This window comes from Streptomyces sp. NPDC001920, assembly GCF_053594495.1.
The window spans coordinates 360,973-387,301 of the sequence record NZ_JBSFEP010000003.1; the positions used below are offsets into that span (position 1 = coordinate 360,973).

At 73.0% G+C, this 26,329-nt stretch carries 20 protein-coding genes; 13 read left to right on the top strand and 7 right to left on the bottom strand.

Going from position 1 to position 26,329, the window contains the following annotated elements; translation table 11 throughout:
• The first annotated feature begins 98 nt into the window (after nucleotides 1-98).
• The 7 genes from ACWCPI_RS06940 (at nucleotide 99) to sucD (ending at nucleotide 12,224) form a co-directional block, all read left to right on the top strand.
• The gene (locus tag ACWCPI_RS06940) at nucleotides 99-1,229 is read left to right on the top strand and encodes an ATP-binding protein (RefSeq protein ID WP_451037084.1); all 1,131 of its coding nucleotides are present in this window, start codon (nucleotides 99-101) and stop codon (nucleotides 1,227-1,229) included.
• A gap of 445 nt (nucleotides 1,230-1,674) precedes the next feature.
• Complete coding sequence (locus ACWCPI_RS06945; RefSeq protein WP_451037085.1) at nucleotides 1,675-4,356, top strand: DUF5682 family protein; 2,682 nt, start codon at nucleotides 1,675-1,677, stop codon at nucleotides 4,354-4,356.
• A gap of 207 nt (nucleotides 4,357-4,563) precedes the next feature.
• A complete protein-coding gene (locus ACWCPI_RS06950) occupies nucleotides 4,564-5,727 on the top strand; it encodes a VWA domain-containing protein (protein WP_451037086.1) in 1,164 nt (387 codons plus the stop codon).
• 291 nt (nucleotides 5,728-6,018) lie between these two features.
• Nucleotides 6,019-7,158 (top strand): hypothetical protein, encoded by a 1,140-nt coding sequence (locus ACWCPI_RS06955; protein WP_451037087.1) that lies wholly within the window; start codon nucleotides 6,019-6,021, stop codon nucleotides 7,156-7,158.
• Between the two features lie 294 nt (nucleotides 7,159-7,452).
• Nucleotides 7,453-9,579 (top strand): hypothetical protein, encoded by a 2,127-nt coding sequence (locus ACWCPI_RS06960; RefSeq protein ID WP_451037088.1) that lies wholly within the window; start codon nucleotides 7,453-7,455, stop codon nucleotides 9,577-9,579.
• Between the two features lie 550 nt (nucleotides 9,580-10,129).
• The gene (gene sucC, locus ACWCPI_RS06965) at nucleotides 10,130-11,311 is read left to right on the top strand and encodes an ADP-forming succinate--CoA ligase subunit beta (protein WP_451037089.1); all 1,182 of its coding nucleotides are present in this window, start codon (nucleotides 10,130-10,132) and stop codon (nucleotides 11,309-11,311) included.
• 28 nt (nucleotides 11,312-11,339) lie between these two features.
• On the top strand, nucleotides 11,340-12,224 hold the full coding sequence (sucD, locus tag ACWCPI_RS06970; protein ID WP_451037090.1) for a succinate--CoA ligase subunit alpha: 885 nt from the start codon (nucleotides 11,340-11,342) through the stop codon (nucleotides 12,222-12,224).
• An 89-nt stretch (nucleotides 12,225-12,313) separates the two neighbouring features.
• Here sucD and ACWCPI_RS06975 read toward each other — a convergent pair whose 3' ends face one another.
• On the bottom strand, nucleotides 12,314-13,411 hold the full coding sequence (locus ACWCPI_RS06975; protein WP_451037091.1) for a helix-turn-helix domain-containing protein: 1,098 nt from the start codon (nucleotides 13,409-13,411) through the stop codon (nucleotides 12,314-12,316).
• A 96-nt stretch (nucleotides 13,412-13,507) separates the two neighbouring features.
• Between ACWCPI_RS06975 and ACWCPI_RS06980 the strand changes: the two genes are divergently transcribed.
• Nucleotides 13,508-15,799, top strand: coding sequence for a cell division protein PerM (locus ACWCPI_RS06980; RefSeq protein ID WP_451037092.1), 2,292 nt, complete (start codon nucleotides 13,508-13,510; stop codon nucleotides 15,797-15,799).
• Between the two features lie 67 nt (nucleotides 15,800-15,866).
• Here ACWCPI_RS06980 and ACWCPI_RS06985 read toward each other — a convergent pair whose 3' ends face one another.
• A complete protein-coding gene (locus ACWCPI_RS06985; protein ID WP_451037093.1) occupies nucleotides 15,867-16,658 on the bottom strand; it encodes a hypothetical protein in 792 nt (263 codons plus the stop codon).
• Between the two features lie 352 nt (nucleotides 16,659-17,010).
• Here ACWCPI_RS06985 and purN point away from each other — a divergent pair, with 352 nt between their 5' ends.
• Complete coding sequence (purN, locus tag ACWCPI_RS06990; RefSeq protein WP_451037094.1) at nucleotides 17,011-17,640, top strand: phosphoribosylglycinamide formyltransferase; 630 nt, start codon at nucleotides 17,011-17,013, stop codon at nucleotides 17,638-17,640.
• The gene (gene purH, locus ACWCPI_RS06995) at nucleotides 17,637-19,202 is read left to right on the top strand and encodes a bifunctional phosphoribosylaminoimidazolecarboxamide formyltransferase/IMP cyclohydrolase (RefSeq protein ID WP_451037095.1); all 1,566 of its coding nucleotides are present in this window, start codon (nucleotides 17,637-17,639) and stop codon (nucleotides 19,200-19,202) included. Before purN ends, purH begins: the two co-directional genes overlap by 4 nt.
• A 173-nt stretch (nucleotides 19,203-19,375) precedes the next feature.
• Here the strand turns inward: purH and ACWCPI_RS07000 are convergent, their stop codons facing one another.
• From ACWCPI_RS07000 to ACWCPI_RS07020, 5 genes are all read right to left on the bottom strand, one after another.
• Complete coding sequence (locus ACWCPI_RS07000) at nucleotides 19,376-19,762, bottom strand: hypothetical protein (protein WP_451037096.1); 387 nt, start codon at nucleotides 19,760-19,762, stop codon at nucleotides 19,376-19,378.
• A 93-nt stretch (nucleotides 19,763-19,855) separates the two neighbouring features.
• Complete coding sequence (locus ACWCPI_RS07005; RefSeq protein WP_451037097.1) at nucleotides 19,856-21,442, bottom strand: protein kinase domain-containing protein; 1,587 nt, start codon at nucleotides 21,440-21,442, stop codon at nucleotides 19,856-19,858.
• Entirely contained in the window at nucleotides 21,439-22,212 is a 774-nt protein-coding gene (locus ACWCPI_RS07010) for an FHA domain-containing protein (protein WP_451037098.1), read from the bottom strand. The genes ACWCPI_RS07005 and ACWCPI_RS07010 overlap by 4 nt, the downstream gene beginning before the upstream one ends.
• Nucleotides 22,213-22,375: 163 nt before the next feature.
• The gene (locus ACWCPI_RS07015) at nucleotides 22,376-22,978 is read right to left on the bottom strand and encodes a proline-rich domain-containing protein (RefSeq protein WP_451037099.1); all 603 of its coding nucleotides are present in this window, start codon (nucleotides 22,976-22,978) and stop codon (nucleotides 22,376-22,378) included.
• A 265-nt stretch (nucleotides 22,979-23,243) separates the two neighbouring features.
• Nucleotides 23,244-23,924 carry an RDD family protein gene (locus ACWCPI_RS07020; protein ID WP_451037100.1) on the bottom strand — a complete coding sequence of 227 codons (681 nt, stop codon included), beginning with the start codon at nucleotides 23,922-23,924 and terminating at the stop codon, nucleotides 23,244-23,246.
• A 253-nt stretch (nucleotides 23,925-24,177) separates the two neighbouring features.
• Between ACWCPI_RS07020 and ACWCPI_RS07025 the strand changes: the two genes are divergently transcribed.
• The 3 genes from ACWCPI_RS07025 (at nucleotide 24,178) to ACWCPI_RS07035 (ending at nucleotide 26,224) form a co-directional block, all read left to right on the top strand.
• Nucleotides 24,178-25,032 carry a bifunctional methylenetetrahydrofolate dehydrogenase/methenyltetrahydrofolate cyclohydrolase gene (locus ACWCPI_RS07025; protein ID WP_451037101.1) on the top strand — a complete coding sequence of 285 codons (855 nt, stop codon included), beginning with the start codon at nucleotides 24,178-24,180 and terminating at the stop codon, nucleotides 25,030-25,032.
• Nucleotides 25,022-25,498 (top strand): DUF3017 domain-containing protein, encoded by a 477-nt coding sequence (locus tag ACWCPI_RS07030; protein ID WP_451037102.1) that lies wholly within the window; start codon nucleotides 25,022-25,024, stop codon nucleotides 25,496-25,498. Before ACWCPI_RS07025 ends, ACWCPI_RS07030 begins: the two co-directional genes overlap by 11 nt.
• Before the next feature lie 138 nt (nucleotides 25,499-25,636).
• Complete coding sequence (locus ACWCPI_RS07035) at nucleotides 25,637-26,224, top strand: helix-turn-helix domain-containing protein (protein ID WP_451037103.1); 588 nt, start codon at nucleotides 25,637-25,639, stop codon at nucleotides 26,222-26,224.
• Nucleotides 26,225-26,329 lie beyond the last annotated feature (105 nt).

Here is a 26,329-nt window from a genome sequence, read left to right on the forward strand (position 1 = left end):
ACGTTTTCGCAGGTCGGAACGGATTGTCAGTGGCGTGGTGCAACGTGGATGCCAGATCCGAAACGGCTGAACCGGCCGAGCTGGAGGGGGACTTTGCCATGCCTGTGTCCGTAGAACCGATCACCGTCGAAACGGGGGAGCCCGCGGCGGCCGACGCGTTGCGACCGCATGCCGAGGACGCCTTCGCCGAGGAGCTCGCGGCGCTGGCCGCGCAGGACGACCGTCCGCGTCCGGCCCGTTGGAAGCTGTCACCGTGGGCCGTGGCCACCTATCTGCTCGGCGGCACGCTCGCGGACGGCACAGTGATCACGCCGAAGTACGTGGGGCCGCGCCGCATCGTCGAGGTCGCCGTCACCACGCTCGCCACCGACCGCGCCCTGCTCCTGCTCGGCGTGCCCGGCACCGCGAAGACATGGGTCTCCGAGCACTTGGCGGCAGCCGTCAGCGGGGACTCGACGCTGCTGGTGCAGGGCACGGCGGGCACACCGGAGGAGGCGATCCGATACGGGTGGAACTACGCGCAACTGCTCGCGCACGGGCCCAGCCGTGACGCCCTGGTGCCGAGCCCGGTCATGCGGGCCATGGCCGAGGGGATGACGGCGCGGGTCGAGGAGCTGACCAGGATTCCGGCGGACGTGCAGGACACGCTGATCACGATCCTTTCGGAGAAGACGCTGCCGATACCGGAGTTGGGGCAGGAGGTGCAGGCGGTCCGGGGGTTCAACCTCATCGCCACGGCCAACGACCGTGACCGTGGCGTCAACGACCTCTCCAGCGCCCTGCGCCGCCGCTTCAACACCGTGGTGCTGCCGCTGCCGGAGAGCGTCGAGGCCGAGGTGGACATCGTCTCGCGCCGCGTCGACCAGATCGGCCGTTCCCTCGATCTGCCGGCCGCACCCGACGGCACCGACGAGATCCGTCGCGTCGTGACCGTCTTCCGTGAGCTGCGCGACGGAGTCACCTCCGACGGCCGCACGAAGGTGAAGTCGCCGAGCGGCACGCTGTCGACCGCGGAGGCGATCTCCGTCGTCACCAACGGCCTCGCCCTGGCCGCCCACTTCGGGGACGGGGTGCTGCGATCCGGCGACGTGGCCGCGGGCATCCTCGGCGCCGTCGTCCGCGATCCGGCGGCCGACCGGGTCGTCTGGCAGGAATACCTGGAGGCGGTGGTACGCGAGAGGGACGGCTGGACGGACTTCTACCGGGCGTGCCGAGAGGTGAGCGCGTGAACGACGACCTGGGGTGGGGCCGCCCGAGCGGGGGGTCCAAGGCGGGTGGATCCAAGCCGGGCCGGTCGGTGGCCGGGGCGGCCCGTTGACGCGGTGCCGCGAGGGCGGACGGACGAGGCCGGGCGGGTGGGCCCGAGCCAGTGGGCCGCGGGTGCGGCACGTGGCGGCTGCCCCGAGGGGGTGACCCGCCGACTCGCGTCACAGGGCGCGACCGGGTGGTGGGCGACGGCCGGATGCCGCAGCTGTGACGGCGAGTCGGCGCACGGTGGTGCAGTGACGGCGAGTCGGCTCGCGATGGTGCTGTGACGGCGAATCGGCTCGCGATGGTGCTGTGACGGCGAATCGGCTCGCGATGGTGCCGTGACCGCGAGCTGTTGCGCGGTGGTGCCGTGACGGCGGTCCGTGACCGTGAGGCACCGCGCGGTCGGGGCCGGCAGGAGGGGCGATGAGGGAACACGTAGGTGAGGGGGTTCGGTGTGACAGGTGTGGAGAGGGCCGAGAGCCGGAGCGCCGGCGAGGCCGGCAGCGGTGCCACGGGGGCGGGTACCCGCCAGGCGGACGACGCGCGGACGGGGACCCCTCGACCGCAGCCGCCACGGCGTCGAACCCGCCAGGACCACTGCTGCTCGGCGTGCGGCACCACGGGCCCGGATCGGCTCGGGCCGTGCGGGCGGCGTTGGAGGCCGCCCGGCCCCGGATCGTGCTGATCGAGGGACCGCCCGAGGCGGACGCACTGATCCCGCTCGCCGCCGACGAGGCGATGCGACCGCCGGTCGCCCTCCTCGCCCACGCCGTGGACGAGCCCGGACGCTCGGCCTTCTGGCCGCTGGCCGAGTTCTCCCCGGAGTGGGTCGCGATGCGCTGGGCCCTGGAGCACCAGGTCCCGGCCCGCTTCATCGACCTGCCCGCCACACACACGCTGGCATGGGGGAAGCAGGACGAGGCCACGGCAGGCGCGGGGCCCGGTGAGAGGGATGAGCCGGATGCCGGTGCTCAGCCGGGGTGCGGCGGCGCCCCGGAGGGTGGGCCCGCTGACACCGACGGGACGGGAGGCTTGGTGCCGGCGCCCGGCGCGGCCGACGACGGTACGCCGGACGAGCGCGGCCCCAACGCCGACGTCCGACTGGACCCCCTCGCCGTCCTGGCCGAAACCGCCGGTTACGACGATCCCGAGCGGTGGTGGGAGGACGTCGTCGAGCACCGGGGGTCGGGTGACGGGGACGTGTTCGCCCCGTTCGCCGGGCTCGAGGAGGCCATGGGGGCGCTGCGGGAGGCGTACGGGAGCGGGGGACATGAGCGGGATCTCGTACGCGAGGCGCAGATGCGGCTCCAACTTCGCTCTGCGCAGCGAGAGTTCGGCGACGAGGTGGCCGTGGTCTGCGGGGCGTGGCACGTTCCGGCGCTACGGCGGAAGAGCACCGTGGCCGCCGACAAGGCGCTGCTGAAAGGGCTGCCCAAGGTCAAGGCGGACATGACCTGGGTGCCGTGGACGTATCGCCGGTTGGCTCGGGCCAGCGGGTACGGGGCCGGCATCGACTCTCCGGGGTGGTACGGGCACCTCTTCGGCGCGCCGGACCGGCCGGTCGAGCGGTGGATGACCAAGGTGGCCGGGCTGCTGCGTGACGAGGACCGGATCGTGTCCTCGGCGCATGTGATCGAGGCGGTGCGGTTGGCGGAGACGCTCGCGGCGATGCGCGGGCGGCCGCTGGCGGGGCTGAGCGAGACGACCGACGCCGTGCGGGCCGTGATGTGCGAGGGCTCGGACGTGCCGTTGGCGCTGGTGCGGGACCGGCTGGTCGTGGGGGACGTGCTGGGGGAGGTGCCGCGGGCGGCGCCGGCGGTGCCGTTGCAGCGGGACCTCGACCGGCTTCAGCGTCGGCTTCGGCTCAAACCGGAGGCGCTGGAGCGCGAGTTGGAACTCGACCTGCGCAAGGAGAACGACGCCGGACGCAGCAGGCTGCTGCACCGGCTGCGGCTGCTCGGCGTCGCCTGGGGTGAAGCGGTCGAGTCCCGGGGGAGCACGGGCACCTTCCGGGAGACGTGGCGGCTGCGGTGGGAACCGGAGCTGTCCGTACGGGTCGCGGAAGCCGGGGTGTGGGGGACGACCGTACTGGCCGCGGCGACGGCCAAGGCCGAGGCGGACGCCGTCGCCGCGCAGGGTCTGGCCGATGTCACCGCTCTCGCCGAGCGCTGCCTGCTGGCCGAACTGCCGGACGCGCTGCCCGCGGTGATGCGGATCCTCGCCGACCGGGCCGCCCTCGACACGGACGTGGGCCGGCTCGCCCAGGCCCTGCCCGCGCTGGTCCGCTCCCTCAGATACGGCGACGTGCGCGGCACGGACACCGGAGCTCTCGCGGAGGTCGCCGCGGGCCTCGCCGAGCGCGTCTTCGTCGGCCTGCCCCCGGCCTGCGCGGCGCTGGACGCGGAGGCCGCGCAGGAGATGCGGCGCCATGTGGACGCGGTGCAGGGAGCGGTGGCGTTGCTGGAGGACGGGGCGGGGCCGGTGACTCCGGGCGGCCCCGGACATCCGCCCGCTCCCGGTCACGGTGGCCTGCGCGGCCGCTGGCACGGGGTGCTTCGGGTGCTGTCGGCGCGCGAGAGCGTGCCCGGTGTCATCCGAGGGCGTGCGGTGCGGCTGCTGTTGGACGACGGGGAGTTGGCGCAGGAGGAGGCGGCGCGGCTGATGGGGCTGGCGTTGTCCCCGGGGACTCCGCCGGCGGATGCCGCCGTGTGGATCGAGGGGTTCGTCGGCGGGGGCTCGGGCGGCGGGATGCTGCTCGTGCACGACGAGCGCCTGCTCGGGCTGGTCGACGCATGGCTGACGGGGGTGCCGGGGGAGGCGTTCACGGATGTGCTGCCACTGCTGCGGCGCACCTTCTCGGCGTACGAGCCAGGAGTGCGGCGGACGTTGGGTGAGCTGGTCCGTCGTGGGCCAGGACAGCGGAGGAGCACGGGTGCCGGGGGCTCCGGCATACCCGGCTTCGGCGCCGGGCTCGACGCGGAGCGGGCGGACGCAGTGGTGCCGGTGGTGCGGCTGCTGCTCGGGCTGGACCAGATGGAAGCGGAAGCGGCAGAGGACGTCGAAGGCGGCCTCGGCGACAACGACCTTGCGGGAGTGACGGGATGACAACTGACGCGGTGAAGGCACCGGCAGTGCGGGTCGCGGCGGTCGGCCTCGGCGGGCGACCGGCCGGCTGCGCGGCGCAGAGCCGTCCGAGGACGACGACGGTGCCGGTGATGCCGCTGTGGGAGCGGGCTCGTGAGGGGGCGTGGCGATGACGGCGACGATGCCGGTGGTTCACCTGGCGAGGCGGCGTCGCAAGGGAGTGTGCTGATGACGACCGAAGCGTCGGATCCCGCCCAGGAGAGGCTGCGGCGGTGGCGGATGGTGCTGGGCGGGGACGCCGCCGACGGCACCGGATGCGCGCTCTCCGGACGGGACGCGGCGATGGACGGGGCGCTGTCCGCTCTCTACGGCAAGCGGGACAAGGGGCAGTCCGGGAAGGACCGGTCGGCCGGGCTCGGGGCGTCGGCGCCGTCGGTGGCCCGGTGGCTCGGGGACATCCGGACGTACTTCCCGTCCTCCGTCGTCCAGGTCATGCAGCGGGACGCCATCGACCGACTCGGGCTGTCCACGCTGCTGCTGGAGCCGGAGATGCTGGAGGCGGTCGAGGCGGACGCGCACCTCGTCGGCACGCTGCTGTCGCTCAACAAGGCGATGCCGGAGACCACGAAGGAGACGGCACGGGCCGTCGTACGCAAGGTCGTCGAGGACCTGGAGAAGCGGCTCGCCACCCGTACCCGGGCCACTCTCACCGGTGCCCTCGACCGCAGTGCCCGCGTCGACCGGCCACGTCACCACGACATCGACTGGAACCGCACGATCGCGGCCAACCTCAAGCACTACCTGCCCGAGTACCGAACGATCGTGCCGGAACGGCTCATCGGGTACGGGCGGGCGTCGCAGTCGGTGAAGAAGGAGGTCATCCTCTGCATCGACCAGTCGGGGTCGATGGCGGCGTCGGTGGTGTACGCGTCCGTGTTCGGAGCCGTGCTCTCGTCCATGCGGTCCATCAGCACGCGGCTCGTCGTCTTCGACACGTCCGTCGTCGACCTCACCGATCAGCTCGACGATCCCGTCGACGTCCTGTTCGGCACCCAGCTCGGCGGCGGCACGGACATCAACCGGGCGCTCGCGTACTGCCAGTCGCAGATCACCCGGCCCGCGGAGACGGTGGTCGTGCTGATCAGCGACCTCTACGAGGGCGGCATACGCAACGAGATGCTCAAGCGGGTCGCGGCGATGAAGGCGTCGGGGGTGCAGTTCGTGGCGTTGCTGGCGCTGTCGGACGAGGGGGCGCCCGCGTACGACAGGGAGCACGCCGCCGCGCTGGCGGCACTGGGCGCACCGGCGTTCGCCTGCACGCCGGACCTGTTTCCGGAGGTGATGGCGGCGGCCATCGAGAAGCGGCCCGTTCCGGTGCCGGACACCGACTGACGGACGGAAGAGGAGGGATGAAGGCGCCGAGCAGCCTCTGTCCAGGTGGAGGCGGACGGCAAACGGCGAGGATCCCCGGTGATTTGTCGACGTGATGACCACCGGCTCGGGCCAGCAAAACGGACATGAGTACCCATCGGTAACGGGGGGCTTGCGCGACCTCGGGAGGGGCGTGCAAGGATCGCTCTCTCTTCAGCGGTGCGCCCGCGCGCCGCTCGTCCGTACCGTTTCGCGCCGACTCGTTGCCGTCACGTGTACCTCGTTCCGCCGCACGGGAGGACCCGTCTCGTCTTGACCTGGCCAGCCGCTTCGCCTGTCGCCGCTCTGCGTGTCCTGCGCACGGCGGCCGGGCGTCGTGCGCTGCAGGCGGCGTTGCTGGTAGGCGGTTTGTTCGCGCTGGCGTTCCTCTGCGGCGAACGGGCGTACGCGGCGGACCGGGTGCCGGTCGGCGGCGGCACCGTGTCGTCCCCAGCCTCCGTGCCCTCGTACGCCGTGCCCGCGGACGCCGTGCCCCCAGCCACCGTGCCCTCGTACGCCGTGCCCGCGGACGCCGTGCCCCCAGCCACCGTGCCCTCGTACGCCATGCCCGCGGACGCCGTGCCCTCGGCCTCCGTCGGGTTCGAGCCCGCGCTGTCGGCGTCCGGGAGCACCCTGCACGCCGTGGACGACGGTGAGTCCACCGCCGCGGCCGCCGGCGATTTTGTCGGCGTGCCTCTGCGGCCCGTGACCGAGCGCGTCGTCGAGCCGGTCGGCGCGTTGGTCGAGTCGGTGGTCGAGGGGGCGCACGAGGCGCCGCAGGTGCCGTCCCTCCCGGGCTTCGACGCGCCGAACCCGCCCGGCTTCCCGGGGCTGCCCACCATCCCGGACCTCCCCGACGGCCCGGGGCTCCCCGGGCTCCCCGGGCTGCCGGACGCCCCCGCCACTCCCGGCCTCCCCTCCCTCCCCGACACCCCAGGTCTCCCCGACACCCCAGGTCTCCCCGACACCCCTGGCATCCCCGATCTGCCGTCCTCTCCTGACACCCCCGGCCACACCCCGCCCGCCCCCGTCACCGCGACGCCGCGGCCGGAAGCGGCGGTGTCGGCGCAAGACGGCGGTCGTGCGGACGAGGGGCGCTCCCGTGCCGCCGTGACCGTCACCCACGGTCCGCGGTACGGCGCCGGCGCCGCCGTGTCCAGTGCCTTCGCTCGCACCGACGCGCACCGCACCGCGCCCGCGGCGGACGTCCCCGACCACCGGGTGTCGGCCGAGCGTCCCGGTGTGACGGGCAACCGTTCGGCTGGCGACGGCGGCGGACCGCGGCACGGGGACGCGCACGCGCTGTCGGTGACTCAGCGGGCGCCTGTGCGGCTGCTGCCCGGCGACGCGGCGCGTGCCGACGCGGACGAGATCCGGGACAGGCACCGGGACATACCGGTTTCCCCCGCCTAGGCCGGCAGGCCGGCTGGACCTGCCTCCCCGCCGCGGACCTGCCGCGCGGGGGGTGGAAACAGGTCTGCCCGCCCGTCCGGAACCCGGTTCCCAACGTCCTGAGGACATTCACCGGGCGTCTTCCGGACGCAAGCCGCCGGAGCCGTATCCGCTCCCGCTGGTCCTCGATCCCCCGGACCGCGACCGGAACCGGCGCCGCAATGTCCCCAACCCGTCCGAAGCCCCGGAGCCTCGCGCATCCGCCGAACCTCCGGAGGCCTTCGGAGCCCCAAGATTCAGGGATTCGACGTACGCATGAACAAGAACATCCGCCGTTCGATCGTCATAGCCGCCGGCGTCACCGGCGCCTGGGCGCTCGGTTCGACCGCCGCCAACGCGGACGAGCTGCCCGCCTCCTCCCTCTCCGCAGCGGACACCGTCGCCGACGCGAGCGACGCCACGGCCCATCACCCCGATTCCGCCGACCTGCTCGACGCGGCCGACGGTGTCGTCTCCGACGTGAGGGGCACGGTCTCGGACGTCGCCAGCGGCGCCACCGGCGCGGTCACCGCCACGACCGAAGCGACCGGCACAGCCCGCACGACCGGCGCGACCGGTACGACCGGTACGACCGACGCGGCTCGCAAGGCCCAGCAGGCGCCGACGAGCACCGCCGACCAAGCCCGCCGCTACGTCGACGCCGAGGTCACCGTCCCGTCCTCCACCGGCACCTCCCTCTCCACCTCCGCCACCTCTCCGAAGGCCACCCAGGCCATCCAGGGCGCCAAGGCCGCCCGCGCCGACCGGGCAGCGGAGCAGATCGCCCGGCACACTCCGCGGCCCTCCCAGACCATCGACTACCTCTTCGGCCCGCTGGCCGCGTTCGCCCCCGAGCTGGAGCAGGCGCTCGCTGCCGCGCAGTCGAAGCTGCAGGGCACCCAGGCGGCGGCGCGTTCGCAGGCGGGGGGAGTCGAGGGCGTCGTACGGGCGAAGACGCAGTACGCCGTGGCCGGCGCGGGCCGCACCGGAGCGGGTGTGCAGCAGGTCGCCCAGGCCGCCGCCGCGCACGTCGACGGTGAGGCCAAGGGCACGGCGACGGCCGCGCGGGCCGCCGCAGCAGAACGGGCCGCCGCCGTCGAGACCGCCGCCGAGGGCTCCGTCTCCGCCGTCCCGAGGCACGTCACCGGCGTGGTCACCGGCGCGGTCACCGGCACCGTCGGCGGCGTCGAGCAGCGGGTCGTCGGCACGGTCGCCACCGTCCCCGGCACGGTCGCCCCGGTGGTGGAGCAGACCACCGACGCGGTCGTCCCGCCGATCGCCGGCCAGGCCGTGCACGGCGTCCTGCCCGTCGCCGGGCACGCCGTCAACGGCGTCACCCCGGCCGCCGGGCACGCGGTCGCCGGGATCCTCCCGCTCGCCGGGAACGCGGTGGACGGCGTGCGGTCGGTGGCCGCCGGGGCGGTGACCGGGGTGCGGCCGGTCGTCGGCGGGACGGCTGACGGCGTCGTGCCGGTCGCGAACGGGGCAGTGACCGGGACAGCCGGGGCGGCGGGGCACACGGCCGACGCCGCGACCGCGCTGGCCTACGGCATCGCAGCGCAGGCACGGTCGCTGGCCACCCAGGCCGTCGCGGGCGTGGGGCCGATCGCCGTCGATGCCGTCCAGGACGTGCGGTCGCCGGCCCACGGCGCGGCCGGCGGTGTGGAGCACCTCGCGTACGGCACCGTCGCCGACGTCCGGCCCGTGGCCGCCGGTACCGTCTCCGGCGCCGGCCACCTCGCCGCCGACATCGTCTCCGCCACCCGGCCGGCCGTGCGGGGCGTCGCCGCCGACGTGCCCCGGTACGCCACCGGCCTGACCGACCAGGCCGCAGCGGATGTCACCGGTGCCGTCCTGCCGCCCGTCGCCGGCACCGCCGTGCACGGCGCGATGCCGGTCGCCGGTCAGGCCGTCGGGGACGCGGGCGCGCTGGCCCACGGAGCGGTCGGTGACGTCCGGCCCTTCGCGGGCGGGGTCGTCGGCGAGGTCGATCCGTTCGTTCACGGGGTGGCCGGGCAGACGGTTCCCTTCGCCGAAGGCGTCACGGAGGAGGTGCGGCCGTTCGCGTACGGCGTCGCCGGCGCCGCGCAGCCCCTGGTGCACGAGGTCGTGGACACGGCACAGCCGGTCGTGACGGGCGTCGGCGGCAGCGCCACCAGCCTGGCGTACGGCGTCACGGGCGACGTGCGGCCCTTCGCGGACGGGCTGGCCGGCGAGGCCGGCCCCTTCGCCCACGGCGTCTCGGGCCAGGTCGCGCCCTTCGGTGAGGACCTGACGGGCACGGTCCGGGACTCGGCCGGCCCGCTGGCGGGCAACGCGGCCACCGGCGTGCAGGGCGTCGCCGGGTCGATCACACCGGACTACGCGCAGGACCCGCACCCGGGAGGCGCGTACCGCATCTGACCGGACCGAACCGGACGTCGTACGACGGCCTCGGCCGCGTACGACGCTCCGCCGCCCGGCGGCGCGAGCCGCTCCGCCGAGGCGAACCACGACTCCGCGGGGCAGACGGCCCCGAACGGCCGAAAGCCGTCGGTCCGTCCGGCCGGAACCCCGCGGAAGGGACGGGTGGTCCCCATTGGGGTGGGGGCCACCCGGCCGGTGCCCCGAGGGGTGGCCCATTCGCGCCCCTTCGGGCTGTTCAGGGGGCCTCACCGGGTCAACCCCAGCCCGGTGAGGTCCTCGCCCGTCACATCACCGAGAACTCACAGTCGGCACGCCGTGCCAGAGATCTTTGCTGATCGCGGCATCATGTGACAGGTATCACCGCTCAGGTGTGACCCGCGATTTAGAGGCCCCCCGCAAGCAGCGATAACCTGCGAGACGGACATGCCGCGCGCTCGGACACCGTGTGCGCCTCCCTTGTGACAGACAGCGGTCGGACGTCACGTTGCCCTCGCGGCACGCCCACGCAGACAACGAACCGCGAGATCACTGATAGGGACGGAAGCGCGTGGACCTGTTCGAGTACCAGGCGAGGGACCTCTTCGCCAAGCACGATGTACCGGTGCTGGCCGGTGAAGTCATCGACACGCCTGAGGCGGCCCGCGCAGCCACTGAGCGCCTCGGTGGCAAGTCCGTCGTCAAGGCACAGGTGAAGGTCGGCGGCCGCGGCAAGGCCGGTGGCGTCAAGCTCGCCGCGAGCGCGGACGAGGCGGTCGCCCGGGCGACCGACATCCTCGGCATGGACATCAAGGGCCACACGGTCCACAAGGTCATGATCGCCGAGACGGCCCCGGAGATCCTGGAGGAGTACTACGTCTCCTTCCTCCTCGACCGTGCCAACCGCACCTTCCTCTCCATCGCCTCCGTCGAGGGCGGCATGGAGATCGAGGAGGTGGCGGCCACCCGTCCGGAGGCCGTCGCGAAGATCGCGATCGACGCCATCGACGGTGTGGACGAGGCCAAGGCCCGCGAGATCGTCGAGGCCGCCAAGTTCCCGGCCGAGGTCGCGGACAAGGTCGCCAACGTCCTCATCAAGCTGTGGGACACCTTCATCAAGTCGGACGCCCTCCTCGTCGAGGTCAACCCGCTCGCGAAGGTCGCCTCCGGCGAGGTCATCGCCCTGGACGGCAAGGTGTCGCTCGACGACAACGCCGAGTTCCGTCACCCGGAGTACGAGGAGCTCCACGACAAGGCCGCGGCCAACCCGCTCGAGGCCGCCGCCAAGGAGAAGAACCTCAACTACGTCAAGCTCGACGGTGAGGTCGGCATCATCGGCAACGGCGCGGGTCTGGTCATGTCGACCCTGGACGTCGTCGCGTACGCCGGTGAGGCCCACGGCAACGTCAAGCCGGCCAACTTCCTGGACATCGGCGGTGGCGCCTCCGCCCAGGTCATGGCCAACGGTCTGGAGATCATCCTCGGCGACCCGGACGTCAAGTCCGTCTTCGTCAACGTCTTCGGCGGCATCACCGCCTGTGACGAGGTCGCCAACGGCATCGTCCAGGCCCTGAAGCTGCTGGAGGACCGCGGCGAGGAGGTCACCAAGCCGCTGGTCGTCCGTCTCGACGGCAACAACGCCGAGCTCGGCCGGCAGATCCTCACCGACGCCAACCACCCGCTGGTGCAGCGCGTCGACACCATGGACGGCGCGGCCGACAAGGCCGCCGAGCTGGCCCACGCCGCCAAGTAAGCACTCAGGACGAGGACACCAACACACCATGGCTATCTGGCTCAACAAGGACAGCAAGGTCATCGTCCAGGGCATGACCGGCGCCACGGGCATGAAGCACACCAAGCTCATGCTCGGCGACGGCACCAACGTCGTGGGCGGCGTGAACCCGCGCAAGGCGGGTCAGTCCGTGGACTTCGACGGCACCGAGGTACCCGTGTTCGGGACCGTCAAGGAGGCCATCGAGAAGACCGGCGCCAACGTCTCCGTCATCTTCGTGCCGGAGAAGTTCACCAAGGACGCCGTCGTCGAGGCCATCGACGCCGAGATCCCGCTGGCCGTCGTGATCACCGAGGGCATCGCCGTGCACGACTCGGCGTCGTTCTGGGCGTACGCCGGCAAGAAGGGCAACAAGACCCGCATCATCGGCCCGAACTGCCCCGGCATCATCACCCCGGGCCAGTCGAACGTCGGCATCATCCCGGGCGACATCACCAAGCCGGGCCGTATCGGCCTGGTCTCGAAGTCCGGCACGCTGACGTACCAGATGATGTACGAGCTGCGTGACATCGGCTTCTCGACCGCCGTCGGCATCGGTGGCGACCCGATCATCGGCACCACGCACATCGACGCGCTCGCCGCGTTCGAGGCCGACCCCGAGACCGACCTGATCGTCATGATCGGCGAGATCGGTGGCGACGCCGAGGAGCGGGCCGCGGACTTCATCGCGAAGAACGTGTCCAAGCCGGTCGTCGGCTACGTCGCGGGCTTCACCGCGCCCGAGGGCAAGACCATGGGCCACGCCGGCGCCATCGTCTCCGGTTCGTCGGGCACCGCCCAGGCGAAGAAGGAGGCCCTGGAGGCCGCGGGCGTCAAGGTGGGCAAGACGCCCACCGAGACGGCGAAGCTGGCCCGCGAGATCCTCGGCGGCTGACCTCACGCAGGCGCCGCCCGGCCGTACGCCGGTGGGCCCGTTCCCCGCACGGGGACGGGCCCACCGGCTTTCCGCGTACCGGGCCGGACTCACCGCGGCTGTGGTGCCAGGCGTTCCGGGCCGTGCCGGGCGTCCGCGCGAAGCTTGTCCCGCAGCTTCTGCTGTTTCGCCGACAGCGGCCCCGGCGCCACCTTCGGCGGGACGCCGAGCACCGTCTCCCCGGGCGGTACCGGGGGTTCGTAATGGGTCGGGGCCGTGCGCAGCGTCAGTGCCGTCGTGCCGATGAGCGCCACGGTGAACGCGATCGCCGCGCGGGTCCAGAAGCGGGCCCGGCGTTCGCTGCCGTCGCGTACCGTCGCCGGCTCGGCCGCCCGCAGGCGCTCCGTGGCGGCCAGTTCGGCCAGTTCGCGGTGGAGTTCCTCGGGGTCGGACAGGACGGGGAGGCGCTCGGCGACGGTGGCGCGGGCGTGCAGGAGGCGGTTCGCGGCCGCCAGGGTGCTCGCCTCGGTCTCGGCCGCGGTCTCCGGCAGGTCGAGCCCCACACCGTCGTAGAGCAGAAGTGTGCGGCGCTGGGGCGGCGGGAGCGTGAGGAGTACGTCCATCAGGGCGCGGTGGGATGCGTCGGCGGGCGGGGGCTCGGGGTGCCGGTGGCGGGGGCGGAGCCGGTGCCAGGGGGACAGGGCGCAGTCGTACGCCGTCGCCCGCACCCAGCCCGCCGGGTCCCGGTCGCGGGCCACCTCCGGCCAACGCTGCCAGGCCAGCTGGAAGGCCTGCTCGACCGATTCGCGGGCGAGTTCGCGGCGTCCGGTGAGCAGGTAGGTCTGCCGTACGAGGGCGGGGGCGCAGAACGCGTAGAGCGCGTCGAAGGCCTGGGCGGGGGTGAGGGGGTGTTCGGGGTGGGCGGCACTGGGGGCGGACGTGGACCCGGCCTCGGGCTGACCCGCCGTCACCTCCCCTTCGGGCTCCCGCCTCTGCGTCTGCCTCTTCGCCGCGAGATCGTCCAGCAGCCGGGTGTACGCCTCCCTCCTGGGGCCGCTCGGTGACGTACGGCCCGTCTCCCACGCGCGCACCGTCTCGCGACTCACGCCCACGCGCGCGGCGAGCTGAGCCCGCGTCATGGAGGCGGCCTCACGCAGGCGTCGGCGTTCCTCGGGCGGGGGGAGCGGGGTTGCAGGGCTCTGCGTCACCGGACACCCTTTCGTACGAAAAAGTACATAAACATATATTGAGCGACACATCGGAGCTTTGCCCGTTACGCCGGAAAAGCGCGTGTCGTTGGGAGCATGGCGAACGTGATCGAGATGACCGCTCGCCGTACGTCCCTGCTCGCACGCATGCGACACCGCTCGCCCGGACTTGGCGCCAGCCTGCTGAGCGGCGCTGTCGCGGCGGGGCTCGGGCTGGGTGTGTTCGCCGTGCTGGTGATGGTGCTGTGGGTCAGTTCGCCCTACCCCGACAGCGGGCCGGGGGGCGCGCTGCGGATCGCCGCGGTGCTGTGGCTGCTGGCCCACGGTGCCGAACTCGTCCGCGCCGACACCCTTTCCGGTGTTCCCGCGCCGGTGGGCGTGACCCCGTTGCTGATGTTCGTGCTGCCGGTGTGGCTGGTGTACCGGGCGGCACGGGACCAGGCCGCGGACGGCGGCGAGGGAGAGCTGCTGGTGTCGGGGCGTACCGCGTGGGCGGGCGTCGTGCTCGGGTACCTCGGGGTCGGTGTGAGCGCCGCCGCCTACGCCACGGGGGGTGATCTGCGGCCGGCATGGCTGTGGACCGGGTTCTTCGTGCCGCTGCTCGTGACGGGGGTGGCCGGGGCAGGGGTGTGGACGGCGTGCGGTCGGCCGCCCGAGGTGGTGGAGGAGGTACTGCTCGCGTTGCCGAGGCGGGTGCGGCGGCTGGTGCCCGGCGTGCGGGCACGGGCCCGGCTCGGGGTCGCCGCACGGGCCGCGGGGGCCGGGGTAGCGGCGCTCGTCGGTGGCGGGGCGTTGCTCGTGGGCGTCTCGCTGGTGTGGCACGGCGGGGCCGCGCGGACGTCCTTCCTCCAGCTGTCGGAGGGGTGGTCGGGGCGGTTCGCGGTGCTGATGCTGTGCGCGGCCCTCGTGCCGAACGCGGCCGTGTGGGCGGCGTCGTACGCCCTCGGGCCGGGCTTCGTTCTCGGGGTGGGGCATGCGGTGGGGCCGGTTTCCTCGGCGCCGACGCCGTCGCTGCCGCCGTTCCCGTTGCTGGAGGCGGTGCCGGGAGCGGGCGTCGGGGTCCCCGTGCAGTGGGCGGTCGGGGCGGTGCCGGTGGCGGCCGGGGTGGTGGTGGGGTGGTTCGTCGCGGGCGTGGCGGTCCACGGGGGGTCCCGGACGGAGGACGGCTCCGCCTACGAGGGGCCTCGGACATCGGGAGGCCGGGCGTCCGGCGGGCCCCGGACGCTCGGGGGGCGAGTGACCGGAGGGCCGCGGACGAACGGTGGCCGCGCACCCGAGGGGCCGCGGACCAAGGGTGGCCAGGCGGCCGCGAAGTCCCGCTCCACGGCCGCCCAGGCGCCTGCCGCCGTCTGGTCGTGTGGACGGACCGCCCTGGTGGCCCTGCAGGCCGCGGTGTGCTGCGCGGTCTTCGTCGGGGCGCTGGCCGCGCTGTCGGGCGGGCCGCTGGGGGTCGGGGCGCTGGCGCAGTTCGGGCCGGTGTGGTGGCAGGCCGGGGCGGCGGCGCTGGGGTGGGCCACGGTGGTGGCGGTTCCGGTGGCGGTGGTGGCGCGATGGTGGCGGGCCCGCTCGGTACCGCGGCCGCGTGCGGACCGGGGGAGCGAGGCTCAGGATGCCCGGATCGGCAGGCACCGGGTGGAGGGGGCGGCGCAGAGCGAGCCGGGGGCCGACGGGCGCCGGCTGCGGGAGCGGCTGCCGTTGGTCGGCCGGTGGCGTGCGCGGGCGGCGGAGACGGGCGAGACGGCGTCGGCGGGATCGCGGACGGAGAGCACCGTCTATGACCAGGAGGCGCTGGTGAGGGCGTCCGCGCGGGAGCGGGCGGTGCCGTCCCAGAGCGGCGCCGTGGAGGTGCGGTCCAAGGGACGCGACAAGGGCGGCAGACGCGTGGCGCAGGCTCAGGACGCCTCGGGTGAGGTGTCCGACCAGGAGATCCCGTACCTGGAGTACGACCACGACACCACGTTCGAGCCGCACGGCTTCCCGTCCGCCGACACCCCGGCGGAGCCGCCGGAAACGCGGGAGGCCCCAGGATCACCGGAAACCCCGAAAGCCCCGGAAACCCCGGAGCCCCCGGTGGCCCGGGACGCCCTGGCGGGCCCGGAAGGCGCGGACGGTCCGGGCTGCCGGCAGATCCCAGCCGGGAAGGGGATCTCGGCCGGGAAGGGGATCTCCGCCGGGATGGGAATGCCGGAAGCCTCGGACGCCCCCAAGCCCTCGGGTTCCGCCGAGACTCCGAACCCCCCGCATCCCCTTGCGGACGCGAAGGTCACCCAGAACCCGGAGGTCCCGGCTGCGCCGGAGAACCGGATCGCCCCGGATAACCGGACCGCCCCGGAGGCACCGGAGGACCGTGACGTCCCGAAGGCGCAACCGGACGCGGCCCCGGAGTGAGCAAACGACGGACAGCCGACGGGGCGTTCGCAACCCGGGGCAGCCCCGCCCGGGCCCCGAGCCGGTCTCAGTCGGTCGTCCCCAGGACCCCGCGCAGTTCCTTCGGCAGCAGTTCGTTGCACGCCTGCTCGGCCTCGTGGGTCAGGGCGTCGTTGGTGCACGTGTAGTAGTCGCTGTAGACCACCTGCGCGGTGAACCCGGCGGCGACCACCGCGATCGCGAGGGACGCCGTGACCAGACCGCTGATCGCCGCTGTCGTCTGAGGGCGGCCGGTGGTCCGGGCCGCCGGGGTGTCCGGGTCGGGGGTGCGGGTCTTGGCGCGGAGGCTGCTGATGCCCCAGTACAGGGCCAGTGCGCCCAGCAGCAGGGCCACGTACGGCCAGCTGAACAGGGCGAAGAAGAAGGCCCACATGCCGGAGAGCAGGGCATAGCGGGCGCGGCGCTGCGCGGGGTCGGTCGGGTCCCAGCGCATGCCCGTGCCCGGACCGCCGCTTCCGGGGCCCTCCTGGCCGCCGCCCCGCGGGCGCTCGCCGAAGCCGCTGGAGGAGCGTCCCGGCTGGCGGTCGCTCCACTGGCTGCCCCAGGGCGCGTTCCCGTCGCCGTCGCCCGAGTCCCGCGAGCCGTCCTCCCCCTCGGGGCGCCGCGGCTGCCACGGGCGGTCCGGCGTGCCCTCGGGCGGTGGGGCGAAGGGGTTGTCCTCCTGCGCCGGGCCGCCGCGGCCCCCCGCGTCGCCGTTCTGCCCGCCCGAGGGCGCGTCGGGCGGTGAGGCGGGGCGCTCTCGCAGCAGCACGCCGCTGTGCTCCCCTCCCTGCACCGAATGCTGGGGGAGCGTGAGGAGTCGCAGGCTGCGGTCCGGCATCAAGTGAGCGTCTTCCCCTTGTGAAAGCGGCTGGATACGACCGTGTACCACCGGGGACACGGCTGCCCCTGGCAGTCGGCCCCGGCTGTCTCGCGTTTGAGCTGTCACTGCGTGAACGCACCGCACACCGACCGCGTTCCCGAGCCCGCTCCCGGCAGACGGTACCTGCCGGCCGTGCCCCCGTCCCATGGGGGCTGCCCGGTGTGCCGGTATCGTTGCTGACGGTCGGCTGCTTCGTAGACTTCCCCGTATCGCGGGGCGCGATGCATTCGTATGAACGTACAAACGGTGAACCGTGAGCGTCCATGCCGCCGCCCACGAAGGAACGCACCCCCGAGAAAGGGCCCCCACCGTGGCCGCCAAGCCCGTGGCCAAGCGCCTCGTCGTGCTGGTCTCCGGATCCGGCACCAACCTCCAGGCGCTGCTCGACGAGATCGCCGCCGTCGGCCCCGAGGCGTACGGCGCCGAGATCGTGGCCGTGGGCGCGGACCGCGAGAACATCGAGGGGCTCACGCGCGCCGAGCGCGCCGGGCTGCCGACCTTCGTGCGGAAGGTCAAGGACTACGGCAGCCGCGCGGAGTGGGACATGGCACTCGCCGAGGCCGTCTCCGCCCACGAGCCGGACCTCGTCGTCTCGGCCGGGTTCATGAAGATCGTGGGCAAGGAGTTCCTCGCACGCTTCGGCGGCCGGTTCGTGAACACCCACCCGGCCCTGCTCCCCAGTTTTCCCGGCGCCCACGGCGTCCGTGACGCCCTCGCGTACGGAGCCAAGGTCACGGGCTGCACCGTCCACTTCGTCGACGACGGCGTCGACACCGGGCCGATCATCGCTCAGGGCGTGGTCGAGATCCGGGACGAGGACGACGAGAGCGCTCTGCACGAGCGCATCAAGGAAGTCGAGCGAAGGCTGCTCGTCGAGGTCGTGGGGCGGCTCGCCCGCAACGGCTATCGCATTGAGGGACGAAAGGTAGTTATCCAGTGACCGCCGAGAGCAACAAGCGGGCCATTCGACGGGCGCTCGTCAGCGTCTACGACAAGACCGGTCTGGAAGACCTCGCGCGCGGCCTGCACGAGGCGGGCGTAGAACTCGTCTCCACCGGCTCCACGGCCGCGAAGATCGCCGCGGCCGGTGTCCCCGTCACCAAGGTCGAGGAGCTCACCGGCTTCCCCGAGTGCCTGGACGGCCGCGTCAAGACGCTCCACCCGCGCGTGCACGCCGGCATCCTCGCCGACCTGCGGCTGGAGGACCACCAGCGGCAGCTGGCCGAGCTGGGCGTCGAGCCGTTCGGCCTCGTCGTGGTCAACCTCTACCCGTTCCGCGAGACCGTCGCCTCCGGGGCCACCCCCGACGAGTGCGTCGAGCAGATCGACATCGGCGGCCCGTCCATGGTCCGCGCCGCCGCCAAGAACCACCCCTCCGTGGCGGTCGTGACCAGCCCGTCCCGCTACCCCGACGTCCTCGCGGCCGTCCGCGACGGCGGCTTCGACCTCGCCGCCCGCAAGCGGCTCGCGGCCGAGGCGTTCCAGCACACGGCCGCCTACGACATGGCCGTCGCGAGCTGGTTCGCCTCCTCCTACGCCCCCGTGGACGACTCGCAGTTCCCCGACTTCCTCGGCGCCACCTGGGAGCGCGAGAGCACCCTCCGCTACGGCGAGAACCCGCACCAGCCGGCCGCCCTCTACGTCGACGGCAGCGGCGGCGGCCTCGCCAAGGCCGAGCAGCTGCACGGCAAGGAGATGTCGTACAACAACTACACGGACACGGACGCCGCCCGCCGTGCCGCGTACGACCACGCCGAGCCCTGCGTCGCGATCATCAAGCACGCCAACCCCTGCGGTATCGCGATCGGGGCGGACGTCGCCGAGGCGCACCGCAAGGCGCACGCCTGCGACCCGCTGTCGGCGTTCGGCGGCGTGATCGCCGTCAACCGCCCGGTGTCGAAGGAGATGGCCGAGCAGGTCGCCGAGATCTTCACCGAGGTCATCGTGGCGCCCGACTACGAGGACGGCGCCCTGGAGGCCCTCACCAAGAAGAAGAACATCCGGGTGCTGCGCTGCCCCGAGGGCCCCGGCAACCCCGTCGAGGTCAAGCCCGTCGACGGCGGCGTCCTCCTCCAGGTCACCGACCGCCTCCAGGCGGACGGCGACGACCCCGCCAACTGGACCCTCGCGACGGGCGAGGCGCTCGGCACCGAGGAGCTCGCGGAACTGGCCTTCGCCTGGAAGGCCTGCCGGGCCGTGAAGTCCAACGCCATCCTGCTCGCCAAGGACGGCGCCTCGGTCGGTGTCGGTATGGGCCAGGTCAACCGCGTCGACTCCTGCAAGCTGGCGGTCGAACGGGCCGGGGCCGAGCGCGCCCGCGGTTCGTACGTCGCCTCGGACGCCTTCTTCCCGTTCCCGGACAACATCGACGTGCTGGGCGAGGCCGGGGTCAAGGCCATCGTCCAGCCCGGCGGCTCGGTCCGCGACGAGCTGGTGGTCGAGGCCGCGCAGAAGGCGGGCATCACGATGTACTTCACGGGGACGCGGCACTTCTTCCACTGACGGGCGCCGCCGAACCGGCCGTCCACGCCCGGCTCGCCGGCGCTGTGAGCGCGCTCGGTCAGCATGCACTGCACCCGGGCGACGCGTTGCCCCGTGTCGCCGTGGACGGTGAGTTCCGTGCCGGTCTCCGGTCCTCCCCCGAGGGGACCGGAGACCGTGCGCGTACGGGAGCGTCAGCAGGTGCGCAGCCCCGGGACGGCCCCGTAGTTCACGCCGCCGGAGACCTTGTTGGCGGGGAACCAGCCCCAGCCGCCGTTGCTGACGTCGGTGTCGGCCTGGGTCCACAGCCACCAGTCGTTGCGGGCGTCGCCGACCGGCGGGTTCTCCTGGCCGGGGAACTTCTTCTGGCAGACGAACCAGTTGTCGCCCGCGTTGAGCCAGCCCGCGACGGCGCCGTTGAACATGACGTTGCCGCCCTGGTAGTTGTGGCAGTAGCGGGAGTTGTTCGGCCCGCTGCCCCAGCAGCCGTCGGGTGCCGCGGAGGCGGCCGTCGGAGTCAGGGCGACGGCGCCCGTGGCGAGTACGGCCGCCGCGCCGAGCGTGGCGAGCATGCGCTTCATGGTCGGTGTCCTTCCGGTTCTGCCACCCCCGTTGGTGGACACGGACCACGATGGCGCCGGCCCGCGACGGGCGGTACCTCGTAACTCTCAGGGTCACTTCTTCCCGGGCGGCGTGTACTCCTTGAGCCAGTGGGCGACGCGGTCGGCGTAGTCGCGGTACTTCGGGGGAACGCCGCCCGCGCCGTTCACGACCCTGGTCGATGTGCGGTAGGCGGTCGCGAGCAGCACCCGGCGGTCGCCGGACAGACCGGTCCGGTCGAGGCGCGGTTCCATGAAGCACAGGTAGCGGCCCACGGCCGGGATGGACTCGGCGGGGGACAGGGGCGGCCTGGGGGTCTCGCGTGCGGGGACGCCGTCGGCGCGGATCCACCAGCGCAGCAGGCTCGGCGTCCAGCGGGCGATGCCGTACTCGCCCTCACGCCCCGCGTCCGGGTCGGACAGGTCGGGGTCGAAGCCGCTCTCCGCCTTCAGCAGGGCGGCGATCAGCGCGGGGGTGACCTCCGGCTGGACGCAGTCGTGGGCGGAGTCGACGATCAGGCGGCGGTAGGCCACCGGGACCCCCTTGTCCGTACGGAGTTCGGAGGCGCCGTAGGTCGCGGCCGTGACCTTCGTGCCGGCGCCGCCGGGCGCCCCGCCCGCTTTCGGCCCGCCGTCCGCCCAGGTGCTGACGCCGTAGCCGAGGGCGGAGACGGCCACCACGGCGGTCGCGGCGGCCAGCATCGCCGTACCGCGTGGGCGGCGGCGGGGCAGCAGCGCCCGGGTCAGGCGGGGGGAGCGGCCGGTGCCGGCCGCGGCCTCCACCCGGCGCAGCAGGTCCTGGGTGCCGATCCGGTCGGCGTGCGTACGGGTCAGGCAGTCCCGCACGATCTCCCGCCAGACGTCCGGAAGTTCGGGGGAGAGCCGCAGGTCGTCGGTGCCGCGGGCGTAGGCGGCGGCCGCGTCGCGACGGGCCGTCGCAGTGGCGCCGGGCAGCGGGAAGGAGCCGGTCAGGAGCAGATGGGTCAGAACACCGAAGGCCCAGACGTCCGCCGAGGGACGGATACGGCGGCCCCGCTCGCCGATCTCCGACCAGAGCAGCTCCGGAGGCGTGTAGTCGGGCGTCGAGAAGGCGGGCGTGTAGGCGTGGGTGCCCTCCAGCTCGGCCGCCATGTTGAAGTCGGCGAGCCGTGCCGAGCCGTCCCGCATCAGCAGCACGTTGGCCGGTTTCAGGTCTCCGTGCACCCAGCCGGCGTGGTGCAGTTGCGCCAGCCCCTCGCAGATCTGCGCGAGCAGGGCGGGGCCGGCGGCGGGACGCGGCTCGGCCGTGAGCAGCGCCGACAGGGAGCCCTCCGCCTTCTCCAGCACGAGGACGGTGGCGCCGTCGAGGGCGGGGCGGGCCGGGTCGTCGACGGTGAGGGTGCCGTACATCCGGATCAGCCGGGGCTGCCGGAGCCGACGGTGCAACTCGACCTCGCGGTCGACGAGTTCGCGCAGGTGGGTGAGCTGGCGGGGGGTGCCGGTGCCGGTGGGCAGGAACTTCAGCGCCACCGTCCTCGGGAGCGCCTCGGCGAGGTCCTCGTCGGCGGCGACACGCCTCCCCACGTACACACTCCCGAACGCCCCGGTGGCGATGGGCTCCCGCACCTCCCAGGCGCCCACCCGGTACCCCTTGGGCACCGGCACGGCGTACGGCTCGGTCACCGGTCCGCCCGGCCGGACGCGCGGCCGGGCGAAGCCGTCCGCAGGGGCTCCCTCAGCACGACGAGGTCGTCCTCCCGCACGAGATCGAACCGGAGCGCCAGCGAGACCAGCGACTCCTTCTTGCCGTTGAGACGTGGGCCCGTGTCCGCCGTCTCCGGGCCGGGCTTGAGCCGCAGCTTCACGGCGAGGTAGTCGATGTTCCACTGGACCGAGGCGCGGGACGCGGCGGGCCAGTTGGGGCGCAGGCGGTCCACCACCTGGTCGACCGTGGGCAGCGGCGCGTGCGGTTCGCCGCGCAGGCGGGGTTCGCACAGGGCGGCCAGGACCGCGAAGTAGCGCTTGGTGCGGTCGACCGAGAAGGCGGGGGCGGTGGTCGCGCCGTCCAGACCGCCCTCGGAGCCGATGTAGTCGTGGCGCGGCGCCCACACCTCGATCGGCAGCAGGTCACCCGCCGCCGGCAGCACGATCCGCGAGAACTCGAAGGGGATGGGCGCGTCGAGGCGCCCCGGCCCGGCCTTGATGTGCTCGCCGGCGCCCTCCGGGTTCTCCACGACGTAGGTCTGTTCGCGGCTGAGGTTGCTCAGTATCCAGAACGCGCCCTGCGCGGTGATCTCCCCGGCCCTGCGCGAGACCCCGTCGTGCGCGATCGTGAGGTCGTTGCCGGAAGCGGAGCGCCCGAAGCCGAGCCGCTCGCCGGGCGCCAGCCGGATGGGGGTGCGGTGGTTGTCGTCCTCCGTGGTCGGCGGAGGTACCACGATGATGCTGTACAAGGTGTGTCTCCCCGTGCCTGACGGCTATGCCGTCAGAGTAGGGCGACGCAGCGGGGCCGTGTCCCCCTCGAACGGGTGAGACACGGCCCCGGCGGCTGTTCAGCGCGAACCGCGCTCCCGCGCAAGGAGTTGGTGAGGGCCCGGCGAGGAGCCGTGGGCGGCCTCAGAAACGCGGGCGCTTGAACCACTCGGCGCTGGCGCGCTTCGCGGAGAAGACGATCAGCAGGATCGCAGCGATCATGATGAGCAGTCCGAGCCCGTAGGCGGCGAGCATGAATATGCCGGTGATGACGGCGAACGAGCCGTAGACGATGGAGCACACGCGGACGGCGTTGCCGCCCTTGGCGTACTGCAGCAGCAGCACGACGCCGAGGATCGCGAACACCGTGGCGAGCCCGACCAGGAAGACGACGAAGCCCTTGCCCACGTCGGCGATACGTTCCGCCTCCGTGTCACCGCTGATGCCCGCGTCAGCCATCTCCCGGTCCCACCGGGAGAGAACCCAGAGGTACCCGCCCGCGACGATCACGTGGGCGAGCGCGACCAGGCCCAGCATGATCCGCGCGGCCTTGGCGCTGCCGGGCATCGCGACCGGACCGGCCGGCGGGTAGCCACCGTAGGGCTGCACCGGCGGAGCGGACGGGTAGGCGCCGTACGGCTGCTGCGGCGGGACCGAGGGCGGGCCCTGCTGCGGGTAGCCGTAGCCGGGCTGCGCCGGCTGCTGCGGCGGATTCCCGTAGGGGTTGTTCGAGTCGCCGAAACTCATCGTGGTCTTTCCTCCGTTCACCTTCTTGCGTGGGGACGCGTGACACGGTTCGGAGGAAGGCTGTGCGTCTGCGGTTCGTCCCCCCGGTGCTGCCCGCGGCACTGCGGAACTCATCGTTCTTCAGCGCCTCGTGGTTGTCCAGCGGCATTTCGTCCGCGGACGGAACGGATCCGGCGTAAAAGACGAACCGGGCTGTCTCCCTCCTTTCGAGAGGAGGGAGGACAGCCCGGCCGGGGTGCGTCCCGGTGATGCCCGCGGGCACCGCTCAGTTCTGCACGACCATGGTGCTCGCGGCCTTGTCGTGCCATCCCTGCTGGCGACCCGACTTGTCCCAGAACGGGGACAGGTAGACGAGGAGCTGGCCGATACCGCAGGCCAGGCTGCCCACGATCGGGATGATCCAGCGGATGAACGAGGAGCCCAGGCCGGGCTTCTGGCCGGTGTCGACCTTCACGACCCGCAGGCCGACGGCCATCTTGCCGAGAGTGGCCCCCACCAGACCGACCATCAGCCACTCGTACAGCAGGCCGATGAGCGCGAGGACACCGACCACGGCGCCGATCGAGGCCACGATGTTGGTGCTGGCGTCGTTGATGCAGGTGTTGTAGTCGGCGGCATACGGGTCGCAGTCCTGCGCCGCGCTGAAGGAACCGGCGACACCGATGGCGGCGAGGACGAAGTAGATGATGCCGAAGGCCACGCCGTCGATCAGCCGGGCGCCGAAGCGGCGGCCCATGGAAGCGACGCGGGGCGTGCCCGGACCACCGGGGTAACCCGGCTGCTGCGGGTATCCGTAACCCCCCTGCGGCGGCACGCCCTGCGGCGCCTGCGGGTAGCCGTAACCCGGCTGCTGCGGGTAACCGGGCTGCCCCTGCTGGGGGTACCCGTAGCCCTGCTGCGGGTTCTGTGGCTGACCGTAAGGTTGGTTGGGCGAGCCGAAACTCATGGCCGGAATCCTCCGTTGCAAATGCGGGGACGGTGCGGCATTACACGGAGGAACGTCATAGTTTGAGCGGTTTGCCCCCCGAGTGCGATCCGCGAAACTGCGCCGCTCATCGTTCTAGGTACGGTGCGATTTTGTCCAGTCTGCGGCGGAAGCTGTTGTGCAGATGCAATCTTCGTATTCCCGCCGCGCCGATACGAACCACTGTCCGGGCCCGATTGGAACCGGGCGGGTCCCATCCGGGAGGATGGGACCCATGACCGCCCAGATTCTCGATGGCAAGGCCACCGCAGCCGCGATCAAGTCCGATCTGACCGCCCGCGTGGCGGCGCTGAAGGAGAAGGGCGTCACGCCCGGCCTCGGCACGATCCTGGTCGGGGACGACCCCGGCAGCCAGAAGTACGTCGCCGGCAAGCACCGCGACTGCGCCCAGGTGGGCATCGCCTCCATCCAGCGCGAACTGCCGGCCACCGCGACCCAGGAGGAGATCGAGGCCGTCGTCCGCGAGCTGAACGAGGACCCCGCCTGCACCGGTTACATCGTCCAGCTGCCGCTGCCCAAGGGCATCGACGAGAACCGCATCCTCGAACTGATGGACCCGGACAAGGACGCGGACGGCCTGCACCCGATGAACCTCGGCCGCCTGGTCCTGAACGAGCCCGCCCCGCTGCCCTGCACCCCCAACGGCGTGCTGACCCTGCTGCGCCGCTACGGCGTCGAGATCAAGGGCGCCGAGGTCGTGGTCGTCGGCCGCGGTGTGACCATCGGCCGCCCGATGCCGCTGCTGCTGACCCGGCGCAGCGAGAACGCGACGGTGACCCAGTGCCACACCGGCACCCGTGACCTGTCCGCCCACCTCAAGCGCGCGGACATCATCGTCGCCGCCGCCGGCTCGGCCCACCTGATCCGCCCCGAGGACGTGAAGCCGGGCGCAGCCGTCCTCGACGTCGGGGTCTCGCGCAGCGCCGAGGGCAAGATCGTCGGTGACGTCCACCCGGGTGTCGCGGAGGTGGCCGGCTGGATCTCCCCGAACCCCGGCGGCGTGGGCCCGATGACCCGGGCGCAGCTGCTGGTCAACGTGGTCGAGGCGGCGGAGCGCGGTGTCGGCTGAGGGGCGCGCCGACAGCGCGGAGGAGATCGAGGTCCGGGATCCGGTGAGCGCACCGGACGCGGACGGTGTGCCCCGCCGGGTCACCCGCCGCTTCCCGCTGTTCACCCGGGACACGGCGCGCCCCGAGGGCGGTGGCCGCGCCGCGCCGGGTGACGCGCCGGCGCCGGCCCGGCAGTGGCCCGTCCTGCTGGTCCTCGGCCTGGTCGGGATCGGACTGATGATCACCGCGCTCGACGTCTTCCGGGCCGGCACGCTGGTGATCGGCGCCGCCCTGCTGACCGGCGCGGTGCTGCGCTGGCTGCTGCCGAGCGTCGGCATGCTCGCCGTGCGCTCGCGCTTCACGGACATCGTGACGTACGGCGTGCTGGGCCTGGTCATCGTGCTGCTGGCGCTGATGGCGCAGCCGGACCCGCTGCTGAAGGTCCCGTTCCTCAAGGACGCGCTGCACTTCACGGTCGAGAACTGAAGCACCCGCCCGCGACGGCGGCCCGTTCTCCCCTCCGGGCGAGAACGGGCCGCCGTCGGCGCTTCCACCGCCGGGCCGCCGGGAACCAAGGCGCCGCTCCGCGTCGTCACCCGATCGGGTCTGGTTCGGAGGTGAGTGATGGGTGCCTGGCAGCCGCTGCCCGACGGTCTGCCGCCCGAGGTGCGGCATTTCGTGGAGCAGTTGCGGCAGCTCAAGGACCGTACGGGACTGAGTCTGGTCGCGCTGGGTGCGCGTACCGCGTACAGCAAGTCCTCCTGGCAGCGCTACCTCAACGCCACGCAGCCCCCGCCCCGTCAGGCGGTCGCCGCGCTGTGCCGGGTGGCGGGGGTCGAGAAGGCCGAGGCGGAACGCTTCGGCGTGCGGTGGGAACTGGCGGTGCGGGCGTGGCCGAAGGCGGCGACGGCGACGGTGCCGACGAAGCCGGAGGGCGACCGGCACGACCGGGGCGACCGGCACGACCGGCAGGGCCGGCGTGAACAGCCCGAACGCCCGCAGCAGCGCCCGGGGCACGAGCAGTGCGAGGGGGCCGAGGGGGCCGAGAGGTACGAGGAGTACGAGGAGTACGAGGACGAGCCCACGCTCCCCTGGTGGGACGCGCCGCCGCAGGAGCCGCGGCCGCCGTCCCGGCGGTTGCTGGTGGTCGCTCTCGCGCTCGTCGTCGTTCTGGCGCTGACGGCGGCGATCGGGGTTCTGGCACTGGGCTGAGCCCGGTGTGGCAGTCGTGTCTGACTTACCCGGATGCGTCACATGTGACGCCAGCGATCATTTATGTGCGTTCTGTGTGTCGATGTGTTGACAAATTCGCGCATC

What these genes read in the sequence shown, in the direction of transcription:
- ACWCPI_RS06980 (WP_451037092.1), top strand. Translation starts at nt 13,508, where the DNA reads ATGGCGAACGTGATCGAGATGACCGCTCGCCGTACGTCCCTGCTCGCA.
- ACWCPI_RS07000 (WP_451037096.1), bottom strand. Translation starts at nt 19,762, where the DNA reads ATGAAGCGCATGCTCGCCACGCTCGGCGCGGCGGCCGTACTCGCCACG.
- ACWCPI_RS07035 (WP_451037103.1), top strand. Translation starts at nt 25,637, where the DNA reads ATGGGTGCCTGGCAGCCGCTGCCCGACGGTCTGCCGCCCGAGGTGCGG.
- ACWCPI_RS07020 (WP_451037100.1), bottom strand. Translation starts at nt 23,924, where the DNA reads ATGAGTTTCGGCTCGCCCAACCAACCTTACGGTCAGCCACAGAACCCG.
- ACWCPI_RS07015 (WP_451037099.1), bottom strand. Translation starts at nt 22,978, where the DNA reads ATGAGTTTCGGCGACTCGAACAACCCCTACGGGAATCCGCCGCAGCAG.
- ACWCPI_RS06960 (WP_451037088.1), top strand. Translation starts at nt 7,453, where the DNA reads ATGAACAAGAACATCCGCCGTTCGATCGTCATAGCCGCCGGCGTCACC.
- ACWCPI_RS06945 (WP_451037085.1), top strand. Translation starts at nt 1,675, where the DNA reads ATGAGGGAACACGTAGGTGAGGGGGTTCGGTGTGACAGGTGTGGAGAG.
- ACWCPI_RS07025 (WP_451037101.1), top strand. Translation starts at nt 24,178, where the DNA reads ATGACCGCCCAGATTCTCGATGGCAAGGCCACCGCAGCCGCGATCAAG.
- ACWCPI_RS06985 (WP_451037093.1), bottom strand. Translation starts at nt 16,658, where the DNA reads ATGCCGGACCGCAGCCTGCGACTCCTCACGCTCCCCCAGCATTCGGTG.
- sucD (WP_451037090.1), top strand. Translation starts at nt 11,340, where the DNA reads ATGGCTATCTGGCTCAACAAGGACAGCAAGGTCATCGTCCAGGGCATG.
- ACWCPI_RS06940 (WP_451037084.1), top strand. Translation starts at nt 99, where the DNA reads ATGCCTGTGTCCGTAGAACCGATCACCGTCGAAACGGGGGAGCCCGCG.
- ACWCPI_RS06950 (WP_451037086.1), top strand. Translation starts at nt 4,564, where the DNA reads ATGACGACCGAAGCGTCGGATCCCGCCCAGGAGAGGCTGCGGCGGTGG.